Source organism: Acetivibrio saccincola (assembly GCF_002844395.1).
In the GTDB taxonomy this organism is placed as follows: Bacteria; Bacillota; Clostridia; order Acetivibrionales; family Acetivibrionaceae; genus Herbivorax; species Herbivorax saccincola.
On record NZ_CP025197.1, the window covers coordinates 3,035,223 to 3,052,527 of the forward strand.

A 17,305-nucleotide genomic window follows, 5' to 3' on the forward strand; every position below is an offset into this window, starting at 1 on the left:
ATATACTAATAGTAGGGAAAGTAGGGAATTTCCTGCTTTTCAAATCCTAAAAAGGAGGACTTAGCATGAACGTTCCCATAGTTGATAATGCAAAGGTAATGGCCAAAGGCCAGATCACGCTGCCAAAAGATATCCGCTCCAAACTTCGCCTTTCCACCGGAGACCGCGTCACCCTCATTTGCGAGGAAGACCGGGTTATCCTTATGAACTCCGCTGTCTACGCCATGAAAATGCTGCAGAAAGAAATGGAGGGCGAAGCGGAAAAAGCCGGGATCCGCAATGATGACGATGTTATGGATCTGGTGAAGGACGTCCGCGCGGAGATTGAAGGGCTATGAGAGTGTTAATTGACACCAACATCCTGATCTCCGCTTCCTTGAGCTGCGAAGGAACGCCTTATCAAGCGTACATTAAAGCTGTAACACACCCTAACCACGGTATGGTTTGCGATCAAAACATCGATGAGCTTCGCCGGGTATACAACCGGAAATTCCCCCATAAGATCCAGGCGCTTGAACGCTTTTTGGCGATTGCGCTTACCGTTCTTGAAGTTGTTCCAACTCCCGCAGTTGACGTGTCGGATGAGGCGCTTGTCCGGGACGCATCCGACAGGCCAATACTCAGGGCGGCTATTGCGGCAAAAGCTGACGTGCTTGTAACCGGAGATAGGGATTTCCTTGAATCCGGCGTAACAAACCCAAAGATCGTAACAGCGGCAGAGTTTCTGCAAATGGAATAAAAGCAGCTTTTTAAAGCAGGGATTACAGCCACCCTGCTTTTTGCTGCTTATATTCCATAAGGTATCACATCATCAATGGTCAGCATCCGCTTTGGTTTGGCCAGCCCTAAAAACTGCTTATGGCACTCCCATAAATCAAGCAGGTACCCAATAGGCATTAGCCATACTTCATCCTCTGAACGGTTAAGCTGAACAGTACCGTAATATAGAAGCCGAGTGAACAATTCCTCATCGCTCACTCGGCCGGTGTGTTTTTTAAGTCATCCTCACTTTCAACGTTTCTTTTGGTACCCTTGAACATTGCTTCCATGATAGCGTCTTTATATGCTGCCAGTTCCAAAGGAGACGTGAGAAGTTCCACTGTCTCTTCAGTCAGGAGTTCACGTTTATCCTGATTTTTGAGGTTGTGTATCAAAATGCTCTGGTTAGCCAGCAGTGTAATCAGCCATACCACTTCGTCAAGAGCCATCTCGAAGTTCTCGGTTTTCATCAGTTTCGTGCCGAGGTTTTCAAGACCGCCGTACCTTTTTGCAATCTCCTTTGTCGCTTTAGTGGTTAGAATAAGCTGATATTCTTCATCGCCGATTTTGATAATTGCGCTTCTGTCATTATCCTGCATTATTCGCTGCCTCCTCCCACAGCAAATACCGGCTCATAAACTTCCGTATACCAGCCGGTAATAGTTTCAGGCGATACACCGGGATCGTCTTCGCTGACCTCCGCCTTCCAAGGGTGCTTTCCCTGGCCATCTGGTTTGTTACGTCTCATGACTGTCCCTTCAATGGTGGGTGTCGAAAAGGTAATGCTGTCACCTTTCGTTTGCAGATTTGTAGCCGTGATTCCGAATTTCACCCTGTAAAGCCAAAAATACCTGTACTTGCCGTTAGCTTTCTTGGCTCTAAAGCCGATTGCCACAGGCGCACCTCCATCCTCGCTGGTGGAAATCAGCACCTTATTGTCATCAAGAGTGGCTCCCGTCAAAACCTCAGCAGCGTCTACTCCGATATCTGCAACACCAAGAGTCAGTGTGCCGCTTTGAAATTCCTTGACCACTTCTGCCGCCCCGTCATCGGCATAAAGTGTCGCCTCTGCCAGTCAGTTCAGGACAGCCGGGAAAGGAGCAAGGCCTTTTTGGTTTTCTTGGCATCTGGCCACCTCCTTTACGCGTATAAAAAAGCCCTCACAGGTTCATCCCATGAAGGCTTATCCATAACTTTTCACAATACCATTATATTTGGATTTATAATGAATTTCATCTCATAAAAATCTCATCTTGAACACTGAATAGCATATTTGTTATTTACCCATGGCATCCTACCATTATAATATTTATCCGAAATATACCGCTGCATATCGGGTGGTAAAGCTGCAAGCAAAAGATAAGCCTTTTTCCTATCTTCCTCTAACTCCTGGGGGCTTTTATAGAAGGAACATTTATCTTGCAAGCACTTGAGTACAGTCAGGATATTGCAGCCATTCCTTCCGTTACCGCCAAAACAATTATCATACATCTTTCCTCACTCCTGTTTTATGGCATAAAAAAAGCCCCGAAGGGCTTATGCGTTTTAAATGTCATTTTTTCACGATATCATTATATATTGGATACCTGTGTCTTACATCTCATAAAAATCTCATTACTACTTCCCGTATAAAAGCAGTGCCAGATGATTAAGTGCCTTATCCTTCCTACGGTACACCTGTGCTCTTTCAAGAAACAGCTTCTCTCCGATGTTTGCTACAGCTTCTGTCTTGCTCACATCATTAACAAAAAATTCTGTCAGTATAAACTGTTCTTCCTCCGACAGGGCTTCTCAAGCAGGCTTGAACCACTCCATATATTCTAATGCCCGTCTGTAACGTTCTTTCAACACATCAATCTCGTCAAGGCAAGCAGCAAGGCGTTCTTCGCCGCTTTTGGGATTGTGTTTGCCCGGAACTCCGGTATTCTTTGCACTATGAGGGCTTGTCATACAGGTTTCAATTTCATATATATCCTCATCACTGTGTTCGATAATGTACTGCATGCTGCTGTAATCTTTCAAAGCTTCAACAGCAGCCGCTTTTTTATCTAAATACTGCCATGCAATCAGCATATCGCACCTCCAAAAAATCAAGATAAAAACCTTGATCTTTGAAGCAGTGTGCTTTTTTGCGTTGCTTTGCAGTGCTTGTTTCCTTGTTCGTTATGTCTTCGTTCTTTATAGAAGGCCATGCTTTTCCAGAATAACCTTCACCTCATCTACCGAATGGACAACCGCTGCCACGCCTCCGGCATTGAGGATTTTCCTTATAGTAGCTTCCTGCAGTTTTGTTGCCTTTCCCGATGGGGTTTTTACTTCAAAAGCTACAAACCGTCCGTTTACACAGGCAATAATGTCCGGTATCCCCGCTGTCCCGTACATACCACCATGTTCCTTCCAGCAAAAGCACCCCGGTACTGTCTTTAAGTACCGGAGGATTTTAGTCACAATACTTTTTTCGGACATAACCGCTTATCCTCCAAAAGTATTCATTTAACTTCATAATTCTCTATAAAAAAACAACCTCCCGGTAAGCATTATCCTTACGTTTCCGGGTAAGGTTGTACTCTTCACATAACGTTCTGCTTTGGATATACAAGTTCTTGTTCTCCTATAGAGTATAATAATAATCTCTTATTTTCTTTGCCATAAGCAATCTTCGCTGTTCCAGAAATTCTTCATAATTTTCAAAAGTCATTGTAAAAATTGATTCTGGTATACAATTCATTCCAAGGTTTTCTTTTAACTCTTCCAGACTATTTATACCGCCATACTTCAGTCCACCGCCACTGCACTGTTGAATTAAATCGGCAAAGTATTCTTTCGGAGCCTTGTTCCCAATTTTTATATTAATTTCAGATTGCATATAAACATAATTTGCAATTTGGTTATACTGACTTTTCTTCATTCCATTCTTTCTAAGATAATCTTTGGGAAAAATATGATGTATGTCTCCCAAGTTAAATATAAGCTCACTGACAGTAATATCCTTTGAAAGGAACCCTTTCTCATTATTTTTAACCTGTGCTGCAAGGAATACATTGAATATGGGACTGGCGGATGATGAAGTGTCAAGTTCCTGAATCAGTGCAACATTCCAAAATGCTTCTGATAGTTCTGCGCTTTCAATACTTTTAAGATACTCATTAAAGCCACGGGAAGCAATATTTCTAATATCATAGTCGAACATTGATTCCGGTGATCCGGAATACCTCCCCGTTAACATGGACAATACAAACCATTTGCGAACATATGACTCTATTTCAGCCGGATTATATCCATTTGAACGCAAAGTAAGGTATAAGATGTATGCGAAATTTAAAGCATTTTTGGAACGTATCATGTGTGATGTAATAAAACCAGCTGATTTTATTATCATTATAAATTTCTTAAAATTATTCTCATTAATAAAATCTATAATTCCTTTACTGAGTTTTTCAAAGGATTCCCTTGCAATATCCTCTTCATAGGTCCTTGTTTCAAAATTTCGTCCGGATAATAAACTAACAAGATCTGCAAGCTTGCCCCTACTGAATTTATAAGTAAAAGCCACTCGTAAAAGATCTGTATAATAAGGATCATATATATCATCATGCTCATTTTTTAACCATGACATTTTCTTAAAATATTCTGTTTCCGCAAAATCTTTATCATAATCAGTGATATGGTAATAAAACTCAGGAGATACTGTCAGATGGCAAAAATAATCTATGCATTTTCTCAGTGTTGAACCTCCATAAGATTCATTTGCGGCTATTTTTGACATTGCAAAATCAGCTTGGCTTAGAACCACACCTTTAGAATTAATTCTTATAAAAATTTCGGTTACAGTTTCAATATCAAGATCTGATGACAATTCTATAAGGCCGATTTGTTTATGCATTATTTTTCTAAGACTTTCTATCCTTTCATATATCAACTCGGGATCAAAATCCGGATTATTCCTGCAGTATTGATTTATAAACTTAATTATATTTATATCTTGTGAAAAGATTTGAGATATATCGGGTATCCACTTATTGTCCTTCTCTATTGCCGTATTAAAGACTTCAAATCTTTGCTCAATCGGATGGAAAGAGATTTTTATTCTTACTTTTTTATATTTATTATTTATAACATATTCTCCCAGGATAGCCGCTGTAAGTGCTGTTACCCTTTGCTGACCATCTATTAAAATTTTCTTTCCTTCGGATATTGTACCATCTTTAAGCCTGATATTCGGATTTTTCCATATAATTATATAGCCTATAGGGTAGCCCTGATACAATGAATCCATTAAATCCCTCACTTTTGAAGCATCCCATACAAAAGGCCGTTGTATCTCAGGAATTGCAATTTCCCCTGACTTAACCCAGGCTAAAACAGTTTCTATTAAGTATTGATTTACTGAATATTTTTGTGTCTGCACTATAACCACCTCTCATATTAAACATATCCATTTGACATTGTTCTTGGACATATCTGCTGACGATAGACTGCATTGCCATAACACCCTTAAACATAGCTGTTGATGCCATTATATAACAATCCGGTCTAAAATCAAACATTCATTTGTCCCATAGTGTAAAGTTTTTGTAGGCATAAAAAAGCAAGTTACCTACTCAATGTGGTATTATCAAGTCAACAATCAAACATAACCAACAGAAACCTGCTATTATGATTGTACGTGAAATTTACGAAAAAATCATCCCCGAAATTGAGAAAAAAGTGGCGGAGGGATTGTCAAACGGGTCAGGATTTTCAGAACTGGCAGCCATAGTACATGAATGGGTAAACAAACTGGGGGTCCGAATCCTTGAACAGATAGCAGAAGATGCAGATAAAGCGTTCAAGGACTCAGCAGAAAGGAAACGACATTGGCAAATTGTCCGGAAAGATACACGCGGGATACTGACAGCCATGGGGCAAGTGAATATCACAAGGAATTATTACCGTCATAAAAAGACCGGAGAATATTCACACCTGGTGGATGAAGTATTGAAGCTTCCAGCCTATGACCGAACAGATGAGGGACTGAAAGCTGATCTGATATTAAAGGCATCGGGTATGTCCTACAGCAAAGCCGGAAGATCGAACAGTTATGCCGAGGTGAGCCGACAGACAGTTATGAGGTGCATAAGAGAGGCAGGAACGCTGGTACATGTTCCTGAATGCAGCAAGAAAAAGTCGGTACCGGTCTTATATGTTGAAGCAGATGAAGACCATGTGGCCCATCAGGACGGTCAGAACAGACAAGCAAAGTTAGTGTACGTACATGAAGGAGCCAAGCGAAATGGAAAGCGGTGTGAGCTTCAGAATGTTCACTATTTTGCGAGCACAAGCACAGATACTGAATCCTTGTGGACAGAAGTTTTGGAATACATAGACCAGACTTATGAGTTGGATCAGATAGAGAGGATTTATATAGCCGGTGATGGAGCTGGATGGATCAAAGAAAACACATGATAATGAACCAAGAATACCCAGGAAAACAGTAAATAGCATTCGCAGACGAGTTATGAAGAGCTTTGAAAACATAGGCAATATACCTGTTCTGCAGATGGCAGGCAGGACGAGCAGAGCTTATTTGGTAATTAGAGGTATTCAACGCGGGAACTTGATGTATTGAGTAGGAGTTTGATATTTATTCCTACAAATTCTTGACGCTATCGTAGCAACGGTTCATATTGATTGTTGCAACTTTTAGTTATATAATTACACTTTCCAAATTTTTTATAATAATCTCTAAGCGATTTAGGAAATTTAATCCCTGATTCAGCTTCCTTTTCTGCAATTTCCTCCTCTGAATTTCCAAAGCTTTCAATACAATAAGCAGATAAAAGCTTTTCCAATACTTCAAAAGTTGCTTTCAAACAACGGCACCTCCGACATAATAAATTACCTGTGCATGCCTGTAGCAAGGGTAAAATAAAAAAGCTAAAAAACACCAGATATTCGGTAAAATACTGCTGTCAGTACTTGCCAGCTTCGCTGGACGTACACTTTTATACTGTTTGAATTAATATTCGCAGACAGTTCAGGGACTTTGTCACTGTATACATAAACTATACGTAAAATAGTTACACTACACTGGAATATTACTAATAATTAGAAGCACAACACATATGATTAGACATGTTATAACCAAAGCCTTTTTTCTATTCTCCCGAATCCATACGTATTTCTTTCCAAGAAAATAAAAAGAAACACTAAGAATAGCTTCCACCAACAAAATAGTTATGATTCCAATGATACCACCTAAGAAATTTTTAATATTCCAATTCCCTCTTGACATACATAGAATACATCCTGCAATAACCGCAACAACCACTACATTTAAAATAATCTTTAGAAAAGAGTCATAAATTTCACCGTCAACAGATGTCCAGCTAAAATAACTTGTTACAATTTTCTTCTCTATGTGAAAAATATCCTTTGCAATATCAATAAAAGTGTTTCCTTTCTTCTCTTCTTCAACAATGATATTCCAATACAAATCAGCATCAAAGGAAGCTATTTCAACCTTATCTTCTAACATCTTGCAAGTCAGGTTCTTTGCACCATTCAACTCGTTGATTTGTTTTTGAAGGTTAACAATATTCTCTCCAAGTACCTCTGCCATTGTTTTTGCTCCATCAAAAATATCCAATATATCATTAACGGATAGACCTATCTTGCGAAGAATAACAATCTTCTTTAATCGTATAATATCCATTTGTGAATAATCACGATATCCATTCTCTCCTCTTTTTGGCTCAATAAGTCCCTCCCTTAATATACTCTCGTTTTCTTCACTTATCTTCGTTTTTCGCAGAATTTCACTTCGATTTGCTTAAGCTTTCCCCCTAGATGTTGCATAAATCTGGTAGCTCTGTGGTTTCAGGCAGAGAAAATAAACCGCATGTGTTTTTCTATCTCGGCCGTCGGGATTCCACATCAACTCCAGGTAGCAAACCTCCCATGTCTTCCGGCATCAATTGTGCCTAATTCCTTCGTCCTGCTTATCCTAAAGGTGGAACGTCAATCATGCTCCTAAACTGGGTCTTTGCCCTAAAGGTAAAATTCAACTTGACTGCCCCGGCTCCAAAACTATTTGCTTTTAATTAGATATATTATTAGGTATTTGATTCCCCTTTTCCACTCATAAACCTCGATTTAATGCATGTTTTATTTACTAAATATATCGTTCAAGATTCCCAGCATAATTGAATTAAGATTTAATAGTCCACGTATACTTGAATCAACGTTTTCGACATAAGGCACTAACTTTTTCAGTATTAATAATAACTTTTCCTTGTTTTCAGGGTTTATAATATCGTAAACAAAAGCTAGAAAGCAAAAAACACCTTCCATAATATACAAATCTCCTATTAGTGGGAGTTTTGTTGTAAATGAAGTTCCTATAAGAGAGATTTTAAATTTTTGATTTTTTGGAACTTCCGATAGAGATATCATTTGAATAGTGCTTTCACTCATGTAATAAAGCCTTCTATATATTTGATCTGCAACAAATGCATTTGAACTTGAAAATACCCAAGCTATTTTAATAATAAATGCTACTGCTGCATGTATATACTGTTGCTCATACTCTATATTTGAATCAACATGCAATTTTTCATTTTCAGTTACCCAAAAAACAACGTCGTATTCTTTGTTCTTTTTTCTTTTTTTTAATAAAATATACAAACCGAATATTACTAGAACTACCCCGGTAACAAGATACCAATTCATATAAATCTTCCTCACTTATTTCTTCTTCCTCTTAGACTATACAAATATTATATAATAATTGTAAACCTAAAACAATTTATGTTATTACTAACATCAAGCATATATATGTCACCGCCGGGATATAATTGACCCATAGCGCCGGACAAGAATTGACCCACACCAAACCAACGGTTTACCATAAAGTGTGACAAATACTTTTATGGGAGATGACCGTATGATAAGGAGTGGGCTAATTAACATGATACGCGAAAATGTGCGAAAAGGAAAGAGTGCATATGCCGTAGGCAAGGAATTGGCATATCAAAGAACACAGCAAAGAAGTATATGCATCAGCCAAAAACAGAACATGGGCTAAAGGGAAGGACAAGACCAACAAAACTTGATCCTTTCAAGCCTCAAATAAATGAAATGATGGAGAACGGGATATTCAACTGTGTTGTAATTTTAGAACGGCTGCAAGATATGGGATATACCGGAGGTATCACTATTATCAAAGACTATGTGAAGCCGTTCAGGCCTGCCAGAAGCGCTCCGGCAGTACGAAGATACGAAACATTGCCTGGCAAACAGGCGCAAATGGATTGGGGTATTACCCATTACATAGATGAGAAAGGGGAAATACATAAAACGCCCGTTTTCGTAATGATACTGGGCAATTCAAGGTGCAAGTATGTAGAATTTACAAAGCGATGTGATATCTACAGTCTCTTAAGGTGCATGACAAATGCATTCGAGTATTATGGCGGTGTTCCGGAGACAGTTCTTACTGACAGGATGAAGACCGTAATAACAGGCAGCGAAGCCGGAAAGCCGATATGGAACAGCAGGTTTGAGGACTTTGCATCAGAAATGGGGTTTGTACCGAAGGTATGCCGGGTGAGGAAGCCTCAGACGAAGGGAAAAGTAGAACGCCTTGTAAACTATGTAAAGGACAATTTCCTTCCGGGGAGGAAGTTCAAGGATCTGTATGATTTAAACTCCCAGGCACTTATGTGGTGCAGGAAGGTGGACAGCAAAGTTCATGGGACTACAGGAGAAATACCACTTGAAGCTTTAAGTAAAGAACCCCTGCTGCCGCTGCCGGATAAAGCAGTTCGTGATAAATACAGGTGGGAGACCAGGAAAGTGACAAGAGACGGTGTCGTAAGCTATGATGGTGCAAAATACGGTATACCGTGGCAGTACAGCGGCAGGGAAGTAAGGGTCAGGATATTCGGAGGATTCTTCGAAGTTTACTATGGCGAGGTAAGAATAGCACGCCACAGAACAGAGTATGCATCAGGGAGGATCGTATGGTTTAAGGGACAGTATCAGGGTCTTGCTGAAAAAGGTGGGATAGCGGTACCACTTCCCTTTGCCAGGAAGGAAGGAACAGAATCAGTAGAGATACGCCCATTAAGTGTGTATGACGCACTGGCGGGGGTGATATCCAATGGTTGAACTGGAACATGCCCGAAGCATCCTTTCCGAGCTTGGGCTCGCAACAGCCTCAGAACTCCTGGATGCAAAGATTGAAGATGCAATGCATAAAGAGTTATCAACGCTCGCTTTCGTCGCAAGAGATGAGAATGTGATATTTCCAGGTCCTCCGGGTGTTGGGAAGACTCATCTTGCAGTAGGTCTGGCGATGCAAGCCCTAAGGTCTGGTATGACGGTATACTATACCAGCCTGGCACATCTCATAGCAGACTTGAAAAAAGCAGCACAACAAGACAGGCTTAGCCGCAGGTGGCAAGTATATACCCGGCCAGATATACTGATCATTGATGAAGTAGGATATATGCAGTTGGAGCGTACATCAGCGGAATTGCTTTTCAGGGTCATATGCTCAAGGTACGAAAATGGCAGTATAATACTTACCAGCAACAAATACTTTGGCGACTGGGGCGAGCTTATGAATGATACAGTAATAGCTACAGCTATACTGGACAGATTACTGCACCATTCGCACATCATAAACATAAGGGGTGAGAGCTACAGACTAAAAGACAGACTAAAAGGCGGGGTCAGGGTCGTGCCTCCGGCCGATATATCGGTGAAGGGTAACTCGAAAAATGCGTGACCGGCTACTGAAGCCGGCGATTGATCACCGGCGTTTGGGTCAATTTTTAACCGGCGATTGGGTCAAAAATATTCCGGCGTTGACAAAAATAATATCTACGCACACACAATATTCTACATAAATTACCATAATCCTTCATAAAATAAAAAAATATTCATTATTGTCAATAGAAAATTGTTTGATTTCCCTTTGTCGGGGGACAGACTTACAATAAGGTATACGAAATTCAGAGAGACAGGATGACAATTTTTTTGCAGAGTAAATAAGCAAAAATCCCATATATGATAAAACCGCAACCGATCTGTTCACCGGAAGCTTTTACAAACCTGGCCATATATTCTCTTGGCGTAACGTTGTTTCCTGAAGATGCGGTTAAAGGTTCTGATACTGTTAAAACCTCAATCCATCGCTATGCCCGAAACACTTTTATCTTCTTTTTTCCATTTTTGAACTATGTAAATCGTTTATGAATTTCTCATCCGCAGGCAAAGCATCCTTGTAAACGTCCCACTTTTATGTAAAGCTGCCAAGTTCCTCCATGATTTTGACCATTTACCCAGAATTTCTTTAAGCTTTTGGTAGTAATAGATTTCGGGCTGCTCGGGTTCGGGGCAACCTTCAGGGTCGGGATCGGCCGGGAAGCCTAGAGGAGAAGCCTGACAGATGTTGTCCGGACCATTGTTGCCCGGAGTGCTGTCATCATTGATTTCGTCCTTATAGTTTTTGTATGGTTTTCTGTTTCCATGAAAAGAACCCCCTTATCCAGGCTAAACTTTGTTTCTTTATACAGAATTTTAGCAATACCAAATATAATTGTAAATTTTAACCAGTTATGTTCAGTTTGTTTTTTTGAAACAGGTTTCAATACCAAGACTATGAAAACTAAAATTATGTTGCTATTTTATGTAGAATTGTGTAATATTTATATATGATTGCAATAAGTTTAGTAAATTATTTAAACATTTATATTTTGAGCTATAAGGTTGATGATTGATGAATAAGATTAGTTACAGGACTGTTTGCTTTGCCTCTCTCCTGCATGGTATCGGGGAATTCTTCACACGAGATTTGACAATATCTGCAGACAAATCGTTCTATATCTATGAGCTGCTTAACGATGAGAATTGCAGAAAACTAAGCAAGTTTCTGGATGCTGACCTTCTGAAAGATATATTGTTCCATTATTCTGTGCCCGGATACAACATGCAAAACAGTGTATCAAAGAAGTGTATCAGGATAATCGACATAGCTGGCAGGTTATCAAATAAAGATGCCAATGAAGACATCAAATCAAATGCCGAGCATGAATATCTGAACTGCATTTTCTCCAGGCTTGACATAGGGAACGGGTTACCCAGGGCTTCAGCGTATAGGCATGTACCCCTGGAGCCGGATGCGATATTTCCTTTCGATCCGAATTCTGGCGATACACGTAAAAGCGATGATGAAACAATATTACAGCGTGAATTCTGTACATATTGGAATAAAGCACTGGCAGAAGCTAAAACAGTTGAAATGCTTTATCAGATGCTGCTCAGGATACTGGAGCGGTATACATGGTGTATTCCCCTGGATGGACAGTCAGAAATCGCCGACATCTCACTGTATGATCATCTCCGGCTTACTTCCGCAATCGCGGCATGTCTCTGCAAAAAACACAGTGAAGATCCGCAGTTCGATGAGAGGCTGATGGAAGATGATTCCCATGACAGTTTTATACTCGCGGAGGGAGATTTCTCAGGGATACAGAAATATATTTTCGGCGGGATATCGGAAAAACAGGGCGGCATGGCCAAGAAACTCAGGGCGCGCTCCTTTGTTATTGCTTCACTCGTCAACCTGGCGGCAAGGGCGCTGATCGACCGTTGTGATGTGCCGGCTTCCTGCATTTTGATGAATTCGGGCGGTAACTTTTTCATTCTGTTGCCTAATACCGAATCGGTCAAAACAAAACTGACGGACTTCCAGAATGAAATCGACAAAAAACTGTTTGACACGTTCCAGGGCGGTGTGGCCCTTCATATAGCCTATACCTGCATGTGCGGGAATGACTTTGGATCTTTCGGCGATAAGATACGAGAAACAAAGGAGCAACTTGCCATCAGGAAAAGACAGCCATATGCCAGCCTTTTGCATAATGACGGGCGTTGGACCGAAGCACAGCCTTTCAGCACTGACGCTTATGAAAAGAAACTGGGGATCTGCAAAGGATGCGGAAATGAATTTGCCGAGTTTGAAACAGAGGATGGCCCTATAGGTCGGCGCTGCAAACAGGAAACAGAGATTGGCCGCCATTTGGTCAAGACAAAGGTCATCACTCTTATCCGGTCTGATATGGGCCTGTTATCGCTTGGCGATTGGTCTGTGCTTCCATATGGGGCTGAAGGTGAGATATATGCACTCAAAAGTGATGATTCGGATTATTTACTGGCTCCGCTGTGGCGCCAGGCCAATCATGTGCCTGCTAATTCAAAAAGGATTCTTACGTTTGAAGAAATATCAGACAAATCGGAAGGTGTGAACTGGCTGGGATACCTGAAAGCTGATGTAGACAGGCTGGGAATGCTTTTTACCGTTGGTTTCAGGAAAGAAACCGGAGAAAATTTCGGAAATATTGCCAGGATCGCATCGCTGAGCCGCATGATGGAGATTTTCTTCTCTGAATGGCTGGATAGGTTTGTTGAAAGGAAGTTTCCTGAGTGTTACATAGTTTTTTCAGGCGGAGATGACCTTTTTATCATAGGACCGTGGAACCAGATCATATCACTGGCTATTCAGATTCGCCGGTCTTTCTCCGATTTCACAGGCGGCAATCCCAACACCACGCTTTCCTGCGGCATTTCTTTCAGCCCGGTCAGATTACCGGTAGCATATGCTGCCCGCAGTGCGGAGCGTGCTCTGGACCGTGCAAAGGAAGAGCATTCATTCCTGCATCCAACGGGACGTGACCAGGTATGTATGTTCGATCATGTAATGAAGTGGAAATATGTGCACAAGGTAATGAAGGCGGCAGACAATGTTGTTGGATGGGTGCGTGACGGTAAATTGACTACTGGGGATGTAAGGCGCATGAGGAAATATGCAGAGATGTTTGAGCAGTATACAGCTTCCGGTGGTCAGGACACGAAAGGACTCAGATATGCAGGTCACCTGTCTTATGATATAGGACGCAAAATGAGTGAAAATAGAAAAAGATTGGATATACAGGTCAAGAAATTTATGGAATCATTACGTGATATATCGCAGGAAGGCCTTATCCATCATCTGGGTGTGGTTTGCGATTTTGCTCTGCTAATGAACAGGAAGAAGGGGGAGTGAGCTGATGCGGGACAATTTCAACCATGGCAAAGTATCATATGGCGGCCAGCATGGAAAGGGCAGTTCCTTTAAGGATCTGTCCGGGCTTAAAAACTTGCTTGGCGATATGAACAAACAGTATGTCGAGAACTACTACAATGAGCTTAAGAAAGGATACTTTACGCCCAACGGAGTGCTTAAGAAGGATTTTATCATATTGTATCCTGATATCATTGCCGACAACCTTTCGAGTGGCCGGATGACCTATACACAGATCAGAAATTTTTATGATTATGTGCTTATTGCTGCAAACACTTACAGATATGCAAAAGATGCGGGAGACGACTCGGACGAAACCAAAGAAAAGTTACTTCTCAAAATCAAAAGGCTGGACGGGATGATCACTTATGCATTGGCACGTGACAATCCATCGGTTACAGAAGAATTCCGGCGGTTTATTTTAGCCAACGTCGAAGTGTGTAACACTATTGAAGATGTGGTGAATGGTTTTCTGCCTCATTTCGAGGCGATAGTGGGTTATTTCAAATACAGGAATCCAAAAAGCAAATAAAACAGGGGGGATCAATAAATGCAATTATCGAAAGTTTATAAAATCACCGGAGAGATCGTGTGTATAAGTAATTTGCATATTGGCGGCAGCAAAGACAGCATTGGCATCGGCACAATGGACAATCCGGTAATCAAGCACCCTATTACATCCGATCCCTACATTCCGGGTTCATCCCTGAAGGGGAGGATGCGCTGCAATATGGAAAGACGTCTTGGGAGATATGGAACCTCAAGAGAAGGAAAAGCAGAGCCGTGCAATTGTGGAAAATGCATTGTTTGCAAGGTTTTCGGGACACTGAGAAATTCCGGGATAGGTCCTACAAGGCTTATTGTAAGGGATTCTCCAATGACGGAAGAATCAAAGGAAAAAGGCAGGAGATTTATGGATGAGGAAGGCAAAAGCATTTATGGCGTAAAGCATGAAACCGCGATAGACAGAAAAACAGGCGCAGCACTCGGGGGTTCATTGAGGCCGATCGAATTTGTGCCTGCAGATACAGTTTTCAAACTGGAGATGAACTTGCAAATATATGACGAAGATAATGAGAACGAAATGCTCAATTTTGTGAAAAGAGCGCTGAAAAGCCTGGAAGAAACCTATATTGGCGGGATGGGCAGCCGCGGGTACGGCCAGATCAGATTGCGTAATCTTAAGCTGAATGATGAGCCGTTTGGACTTGAATCGGTCAGCTTCTGAAGCCTGGAGGGGAACAATGAAACTATATCGTATCGGAATCAAGATGCTGTCCGGCAGCAGAACGCCGATGCATTCTGATACATTGTTCGGGAGCATCTGCTGGGCTGTTCTTTACCTGGAGGGAGAGGACAGGCTCAAACTCCTGTTGCAGAATTGCAAAGAGAATAAGCCTGCGTTTATATTTTCGAACGGCTTTCCACGAGGATTTCTTCCGCGTCCTGCCGGCGGGAATTACACCACAGGATTTTCTGAAACCAGTTCAAAATCAGAAATAATGGATTACATGAAAACAGCAAAGAAAATAAAGAAGATAAGCTATATTCCATTGGATGATATACAGAAGATCATACTCGGGGAGAAGATTCCCCTGTATAGTTGCGAACAGCCGGAAGAAGCCAGTATTCACTGGACAACCCACAATACTATTGACAGAAAAACAGGGACATCCCTGGAAGGTGGCCTGTTTCGGGAATTGTACCGTTGGGATGGGGATCTGGATGTATATGTTATGGCGGAAGAGGAGTGGCAGCCTTTGCTAGTGCGTTGCCTTGAGCTTATAAGCTTTTGGGGATACGGCGGGGGAGCATCCCGCGGAAGAGGGGCTTTTGAAATAGAGGAGATATGTGAGGCCGGGTTTAAAACACCTGAAGATCCGAATGCTTATATGACTCTTTCCAGATGCATTCCAACACCGGAAATGCCTGTGCCCTGCCAATACAGGCTAGATGTGAAATATGGCCGTTTCGGACAGGATCGCGGAAGGGTCGGTTACCCGTTAAAAAAACCGGTGCTTATGCTGGAGCCGGGAGCTATATTCTGGGGGAAGCCGCCTGAATGTGGCTGGTGCGGCACGATGGCAGGGGAACTATCTGATGAGTACAGCGATGCTTTACAGTGTGGATTGTCAATCATCCTGCCCTGCAAAATTGAACCGCCGGAATGGGGTGCATGATAATTGCTTGCATTATTTGAAATAGAGCTTGAGGTATTGAATGACGGAGGAATACCACAAACTCACGGGCATATGGTCCATGGTTTGTTTTTTAACATACTTAAGCAAACAAATCCTGAACTTTGCAAGGTTCTACACAGCATGAACTGTACTTTGCCATTCACACTGTCAACATTGTATAAGTGCGGAGCTCATCCAGGGATCATGACATCCGCGGTCGAGAAAGGAAAACGGGTCTGTTTCCGCACAGGGTTGTTCAATGATGAACTTATCTCAGCCGTATCACTTGCCATGAATAAGGCGATGATTACTAGACCTATATCTATTGCTGATATATCGATGAGCATAAAAGCAATAAAGCTGCTTGACACTGAAGATATAGCGGATCTGGAGCAAAGAGCTGCCAAATCGGCAGACAGGTTGCGCACTTTCAGGATCGATTTTCAGACACTTACATGCTTCCGGTCAGAAGGGAGAAGCCTGCTTTTCCCGGAGCCCCGCCTTGTCATATCAAGCCTGTACCGTTCCTGGGAAGCTGCCGGTGGATATAATGTTTCAAGTGAGACACTTAGGAAGATCGTGGAAAATGTTTTTCCCGCGAGGTATGATATGCATACGGGAATGCTTGATATGGGGAAATACCTCTTAAGCGGGTTTACTGGCTACTGCATATATGAAGCGGATAAATGCCTGGGTCACAAAGAAAAATCAGTATTGCTGAGCCTGTTAGGTATGGTCCGATATGCAGGACTCGGTTACAAGACTACAATGGGGATGGGGCAGGCGAAATGTACAATAATTGAGGAAAAGGATTAGGGTAACAAGGCAAAACAGGATCTATAACAGTAAAGGTATTATAGTATTGATGAAATTAGTTTATTGATGAATGGAATCTGTGATCTTTGATAATTTAATATATGATGTCTAGTGCGGATTATAAGTAAACATGGTAAGTGTGTGGTATCCGCACTCCGCATAGATCGGTGATTTTGCGGGTTTTTTATATTTATTGGGTTGTATTTGTTTTAGGTTTGTTGGCGATCCGCGAAATCAAACTCTGGAAGCCAGATAAATCAGGTAATATAAATGCTTGCCGTTGAACTCCCCCACGCACCACGGGAATTGAAATGGTACAGTAAGTATCTATCCATGTATTTAAGAAGGTTGAACTCCCCCACGCACCACGGGAATTGCAGAAAAAAAGAGCCGTTTTGGCTCTCTGATATTGATAAGCTTTTTATTTCTACTCAAATATTGA

Annotated in this window: 18 protein-coding genes and 2 pseudogenes; 10 read left to right on the forward strand and 10 right to left on the reverse strand. The window is 41.5% G+C overall.

Annotated elements, in window-relative coordinates; translation table 11 throughout:
• The first annotated feature begins 65 nt into the window (after nucleotides 1–65).
• Nucleotides 66–338: an AbrB/MazE/SpoVT family DNA-binding domain-containing protein gene (locus HVS_RS13555; RefSeq protein WP_004463997.1), complete on the forward strand. Its 273-nt coding sequence runs from the start codon at nucleotides 66–68 to the stop codon at nucleotides 336–338.
• Nucleotides 335–739: a putative toxin-antitoxin system toxin component, PIN family gene (locus HVS_RS13560; protein WP_013810281.1), complete on the forward strand. Its 405-nt coding sequence runs from the start codon at nucleotides 335–337 to the stop codon at nucleotides 737–739. Before HVS_RS13555 ends, HVS_RS13560 begins: the two co-directional genes overlap by 4 nt.
• A 47-nt stretch (nucleotides 740–786) precedes the next feature.
• Here HVS_RS13560 and HVS_RS13565 read toward each other — a convergent pair whose 3' ends face one another.
• From HVS_RS13565 to HVS_RS13595, 7 genes and pseudogenes are all read right to left on the reverse strand, one after another.
• Complete coding sequence (locus HVS_RS13565; protein WP_003520671.1) at nucleotides 787–978, reverse strand: hypothetical protein; 192 nt, start codon at nucleotides 976–978, stop codon at nucleotides 787–789.
• The gene (locus HVS_RS13570; RefSeq protein ID WP_003516030.1) at nucleotides 975–1,358 is read right to left on the reverse strand and encodes a hypothetical protein; all 384 of its coding nucleotides are present in this window, start codon (nucleotides 1,356–1,358) and stop codon (nucleotides 975–977) included. The genes HVS_RS13565 and HVS_RS13570 overlap by 4 nt, the downstream gene beginning before the upstream one ends.
• Nucleotides 1,358–1,834 (reverse strand): annotated as a pseudogene (locus HVS_RS13575) (major tail protein); the annotation flags it as partial. The gene HVS_RS13570 and the pseudogene HVS_RS13575, both read right to left, overlap by 1 nt.
• A 173-nt stretch (nucleotides 1,835–2,007) precedes the next feature.
• Nucleotides 2,008–2,250, reverse strand: a complete 243-nt coding sequence (locus tag HVS_RS13580; RefSeq protein WP_101303194.1) for a hypothetical protein — start codon at nucleotides 2,248–2,250, stop codon at nucleotides 2,008–2,010.
• Between the two features lie 300 nt (nucleotides 2,251–2,550).
• Nucleotides 2,551–2,832 carry a hypothetical protein gene (locus HVS_RS17340; RefSeq protein WP_242971579.1) on the reverse strand — a complete coding sequence of 94 codons (282 nt, stop codon included), beginning with the start codon at nucleotides 2,830–2,832 and terminating at the stop codon, nucleotides 2,551–2,553.
• Between the two features lie 105 nt (nucleotides 2,833–2,937).
• Nucleotides 2,938–3,225, reverse strand: coding sequence for a VRR-NUC domain-containing protein (locus HVS_RS13590; protein ID WP_101303196.1), 288 nt, complete (start codon nucleotides 3,223–3,225; stop codon nucleotides 2,938–2,940).
• A 145-nt stretch (nucleotides 3,226–3,370) separates the two neighbouring features.
• The gene (locus tag HVS_RS13595; protein WP_101303198.1) at nucleotides 3,371–5,167 is read right to left on the reverse strand and encodes a GmrSD restriction endonuclease domain-containing protein; all 1,797 of its coding nucleotides are present in this window, start codon (nucleotides 5,165–5,167) and stop codon (nucleotides 3,371–3,373) included.
• A 248-nt stretch (nucleotides 5,168–5,415) separates the two neighbouring features.
• On the opposite strand from HVS_RS13595, the gene HVS_RS13600 reads away from it, so the two are divergent.
• Nucleotides 5,416–6,204: a UPF0236 family transposase-like protein gene (locus HVS_RS13600; RefSeq protein ID WP_101303200.1), complete on the forward strand. Its 789-nt coding sequence runs from the start codon at nucleotides 5,416–5,418 to the stop codon at nucleotides 6,202–6,204.
• A 200-nt stretch (nucleotides 6,205–6,404) separates the two neighbouring features.
• On the opposite strand, the gene HVS_RS13605 is transcribed toward HVS_RS13600, so the two are convergent.
• The 3 genes from HVS_RS13605 to HVS_RS13615 form a co-directional block, all read right to left on the reverse strand.
• The gene (locus tag HVS_RS13605; RefSeq protein ID WP_101303202.1) at nucleotides 6,405–6,611 is read right to left on the reverse strand and encodes an SMI1/KNR4 family protein; all 207 of its coding nucleotides are present in this window, start codon (nucleotides 6,609–6,611) and stop codon (nucleotides 6,405–6,407) included.
• Between the two features lie 212 nt (nucleotides 6,612–6,823).
• Complete coding sequence (locus HVS_RS13610; protein WP_242971580.1) at nucleotides 6,824–7,453, reverse strand: MerR family transcriptional regulator; 630 nt, start codon at nucleotides 7,451–7,453, stop codon at nucleotides 6,824–6,826.
• Between the two features lie 452 nt (nucleotides 7,454–7,905).
• Nucleotides 7,906–8,484, reverse strand: coding sequence for an LPXTG cell wall anchor domain-containing protein (locus HVS_RS13615; protein ID WP_159063461.1), 579 nt, complete (start codon nucleotides 8,482–8,484; stop codon nucleotides 7,906–7,908).
• A 199-nt stretch (nucleotides 8,485–8,683) separates the two neighbouring features.
• Between HVS_RS13615 and istA the strand changes: the two are divergent.
• The 7 genes and pseudogenes from istA (at nucleotide 8,684) to cas6 (ending at nucleotide 16,863) form a co-directional block, all read left to right on the forward strand.
• Nucleotides 8,684–9,909: pseudogene (gene istA / locus HVS_RS13620) on the forward strand (IS21 family transposase).
• Nucleotides 9,902–10,531 (forward strand): IS21-like element helper ATPase IstB, encoded by a 630-nt coding sequence (gene istB / locus HVS_RS13625; protein WP_101303208.1) that lies wholly within the window; start codon nucleotides 9,902–9,904, stop codon nucleotides 10,529–10,531. Before istA ends, istB begins: the two are co-directional and overlap by 8 nt.
• Nucleotides 10,532–11,524: 993 nt before the next feature.
• The gene (gene cas10 / locus HVS_RS13630) at nucleotides 11,525–13,849 is read left to right on the forward strand and encodes a type III-A CRISPR-associated protein Cas10/Csm1 (RefSeq protein ID WP_101303210.1); all 2,325 of its coding nucleotides are present in this window, start codon (nucleotides 11,525–11,527) and stop codon (nucleotides 13,847–13,849) included.
• Between the two features lie 4 nt (nucleotides 13,850–13,853).
• Entirely contained in the window at nucleotides 13,854–14,399 is a 546-nt protein-coding gene (csm2, locus tag HVS_RS13635; protein WP_101303212.1) for a type III-A CRISPR-associated protein Csm2, read from the forward strand.
• 18 nt (nucleotides 14,400–14,417) lie between these two features.
• A complete protein-coding gene (gene csm3, locus HVS_RS13640; protein WP_101303214.1) occupies nucleotides 14,418–15,095 on the forward strand; it encodes a type III-A CRISPR-associated RAMP protein Csm3 in 678 nt (225 codons plus the stop codon).
• A gap of 67 nt (nucleotides 15,096–15,162) precedes the next feature.
• On the forward strand, nucleotides 15,163–16,047 hold the full coding sequence (gene csm4 / locus HVS_RS13645; protein WP_341456973.1) for a type III-A CRISPR-associated RAMP protein Csm4: 885 nt from the start codon (nucleotides 15,163–15,165) through the stop codon (nucleotides 16,045–16,047).
• Nucleotides 16,048–16,050: 3 nt separating this feature from the next.
• Nucleotides 16,051–16,863, forward strand: coding sequence for a CRISPR system precrRNA processing endoribonuclease RAMP protein Cas6 (cas6, locus tag HVS_RS13650; protein ID WP_101303218.1), 813 nt, complete (start codon nucleotides 16,051–16,053; stop codon nucleotides 16,861–16,863).
• Nucleotides 16,864–17,305: the final 442 nt, after the last annotated feature.

Excerpts from the sequence above, each read along its gene's own strand:
- HVS_RS13555 (WP_004463997.1), top strand. The coding sequence starts at position 66 with ATGAACGTTCCCATAGTTGATAATGCAAAGGTAATGGCCAAAGGCCAG.
- HVS_RS13560 (WP_013810281.1), top strand. The coding sequence starts at position 335 with ATGAGAGTGTTAATTGACACCAACATCCTGATCTCCGCTTCCTTGAGC.
- HVS_RS13570 (WP_003516030.1), bottom strand. The coding sequence starts at position 1,358 with ATGCAGGATAATGACAGAAGCGCAATTATCAAAATCGGCGATGAAGAA.
- HVS_RS13580 (WP_101303194.1), bottom strand. The coding sequence starts at position 2,250 with ATGTATGATAATTGTTTTGGCGGTAACGGAAGGAATGGCTGCAATATC.
- HVS_RS17340 (WP_242971579.1), bottom strand. The coding sequence starts at position 2,832 with ATGCTGATTGCATGGCAGTATTTAGATAAAAAAGCGGCTGCTGTTGAA.
- HVS_RS13590 (WP_101303196.1), bottom strand. The coding sequence starts at position 3,225 with ATGTCCGAAAAAAGTATTGTGACTAAAATCCTCCGGTACTTAAAGACA.
- HVS_RS13600 (WP_101303200.1), top strand. The coding sequence starts at position 5,416 with ATGATTGTACGTGAAATTTACGAAAAAATCATCCCCGAAATTGAGAAA.
- HVS_RS13610 (WP_242971580.1), bottom strand. The coding sequence starts at position 7,453 with ATGGATATTATACGATTAAAGAAGATTGTTATTCTTCGCAAGATAGGT.
- istB (WP_101303208.1), top strand. The coding sequence starts at position 9,902 with ATGGTTGAACTGGAACATGCCCGAAGCATCCTTTCCGAGCTTGGGCTC.
- cas10 (WP_101303210.1), top strand. The coding sequence starts at position 11,525 with ATGAATAAGATTAGTTACAGGACTGTTTGCTTTGCCTCTCTCCTGCAT.
- csm2 (WP_101303212.1), top strand. The coding sequence starts at position 13,854 with ATGCGGGACAATTTCAACCATGGCAAAGTATCATATGGCGGCCAGCAT.
- csm3 (WP_101303214.1), top strand. The coding sequence starts at position 14,418 with ATGCAATTATCGAAAGTTTATAAAATCACCGGAGAGATCGTGTGTATA.
- csm4 (WP_341456973.1), top strand. The coding sequence starts at position 15,163 with ATGCATTCTGATACATTGTTCGGGAGCATCTGCTGGGCTGTTCTTTAC.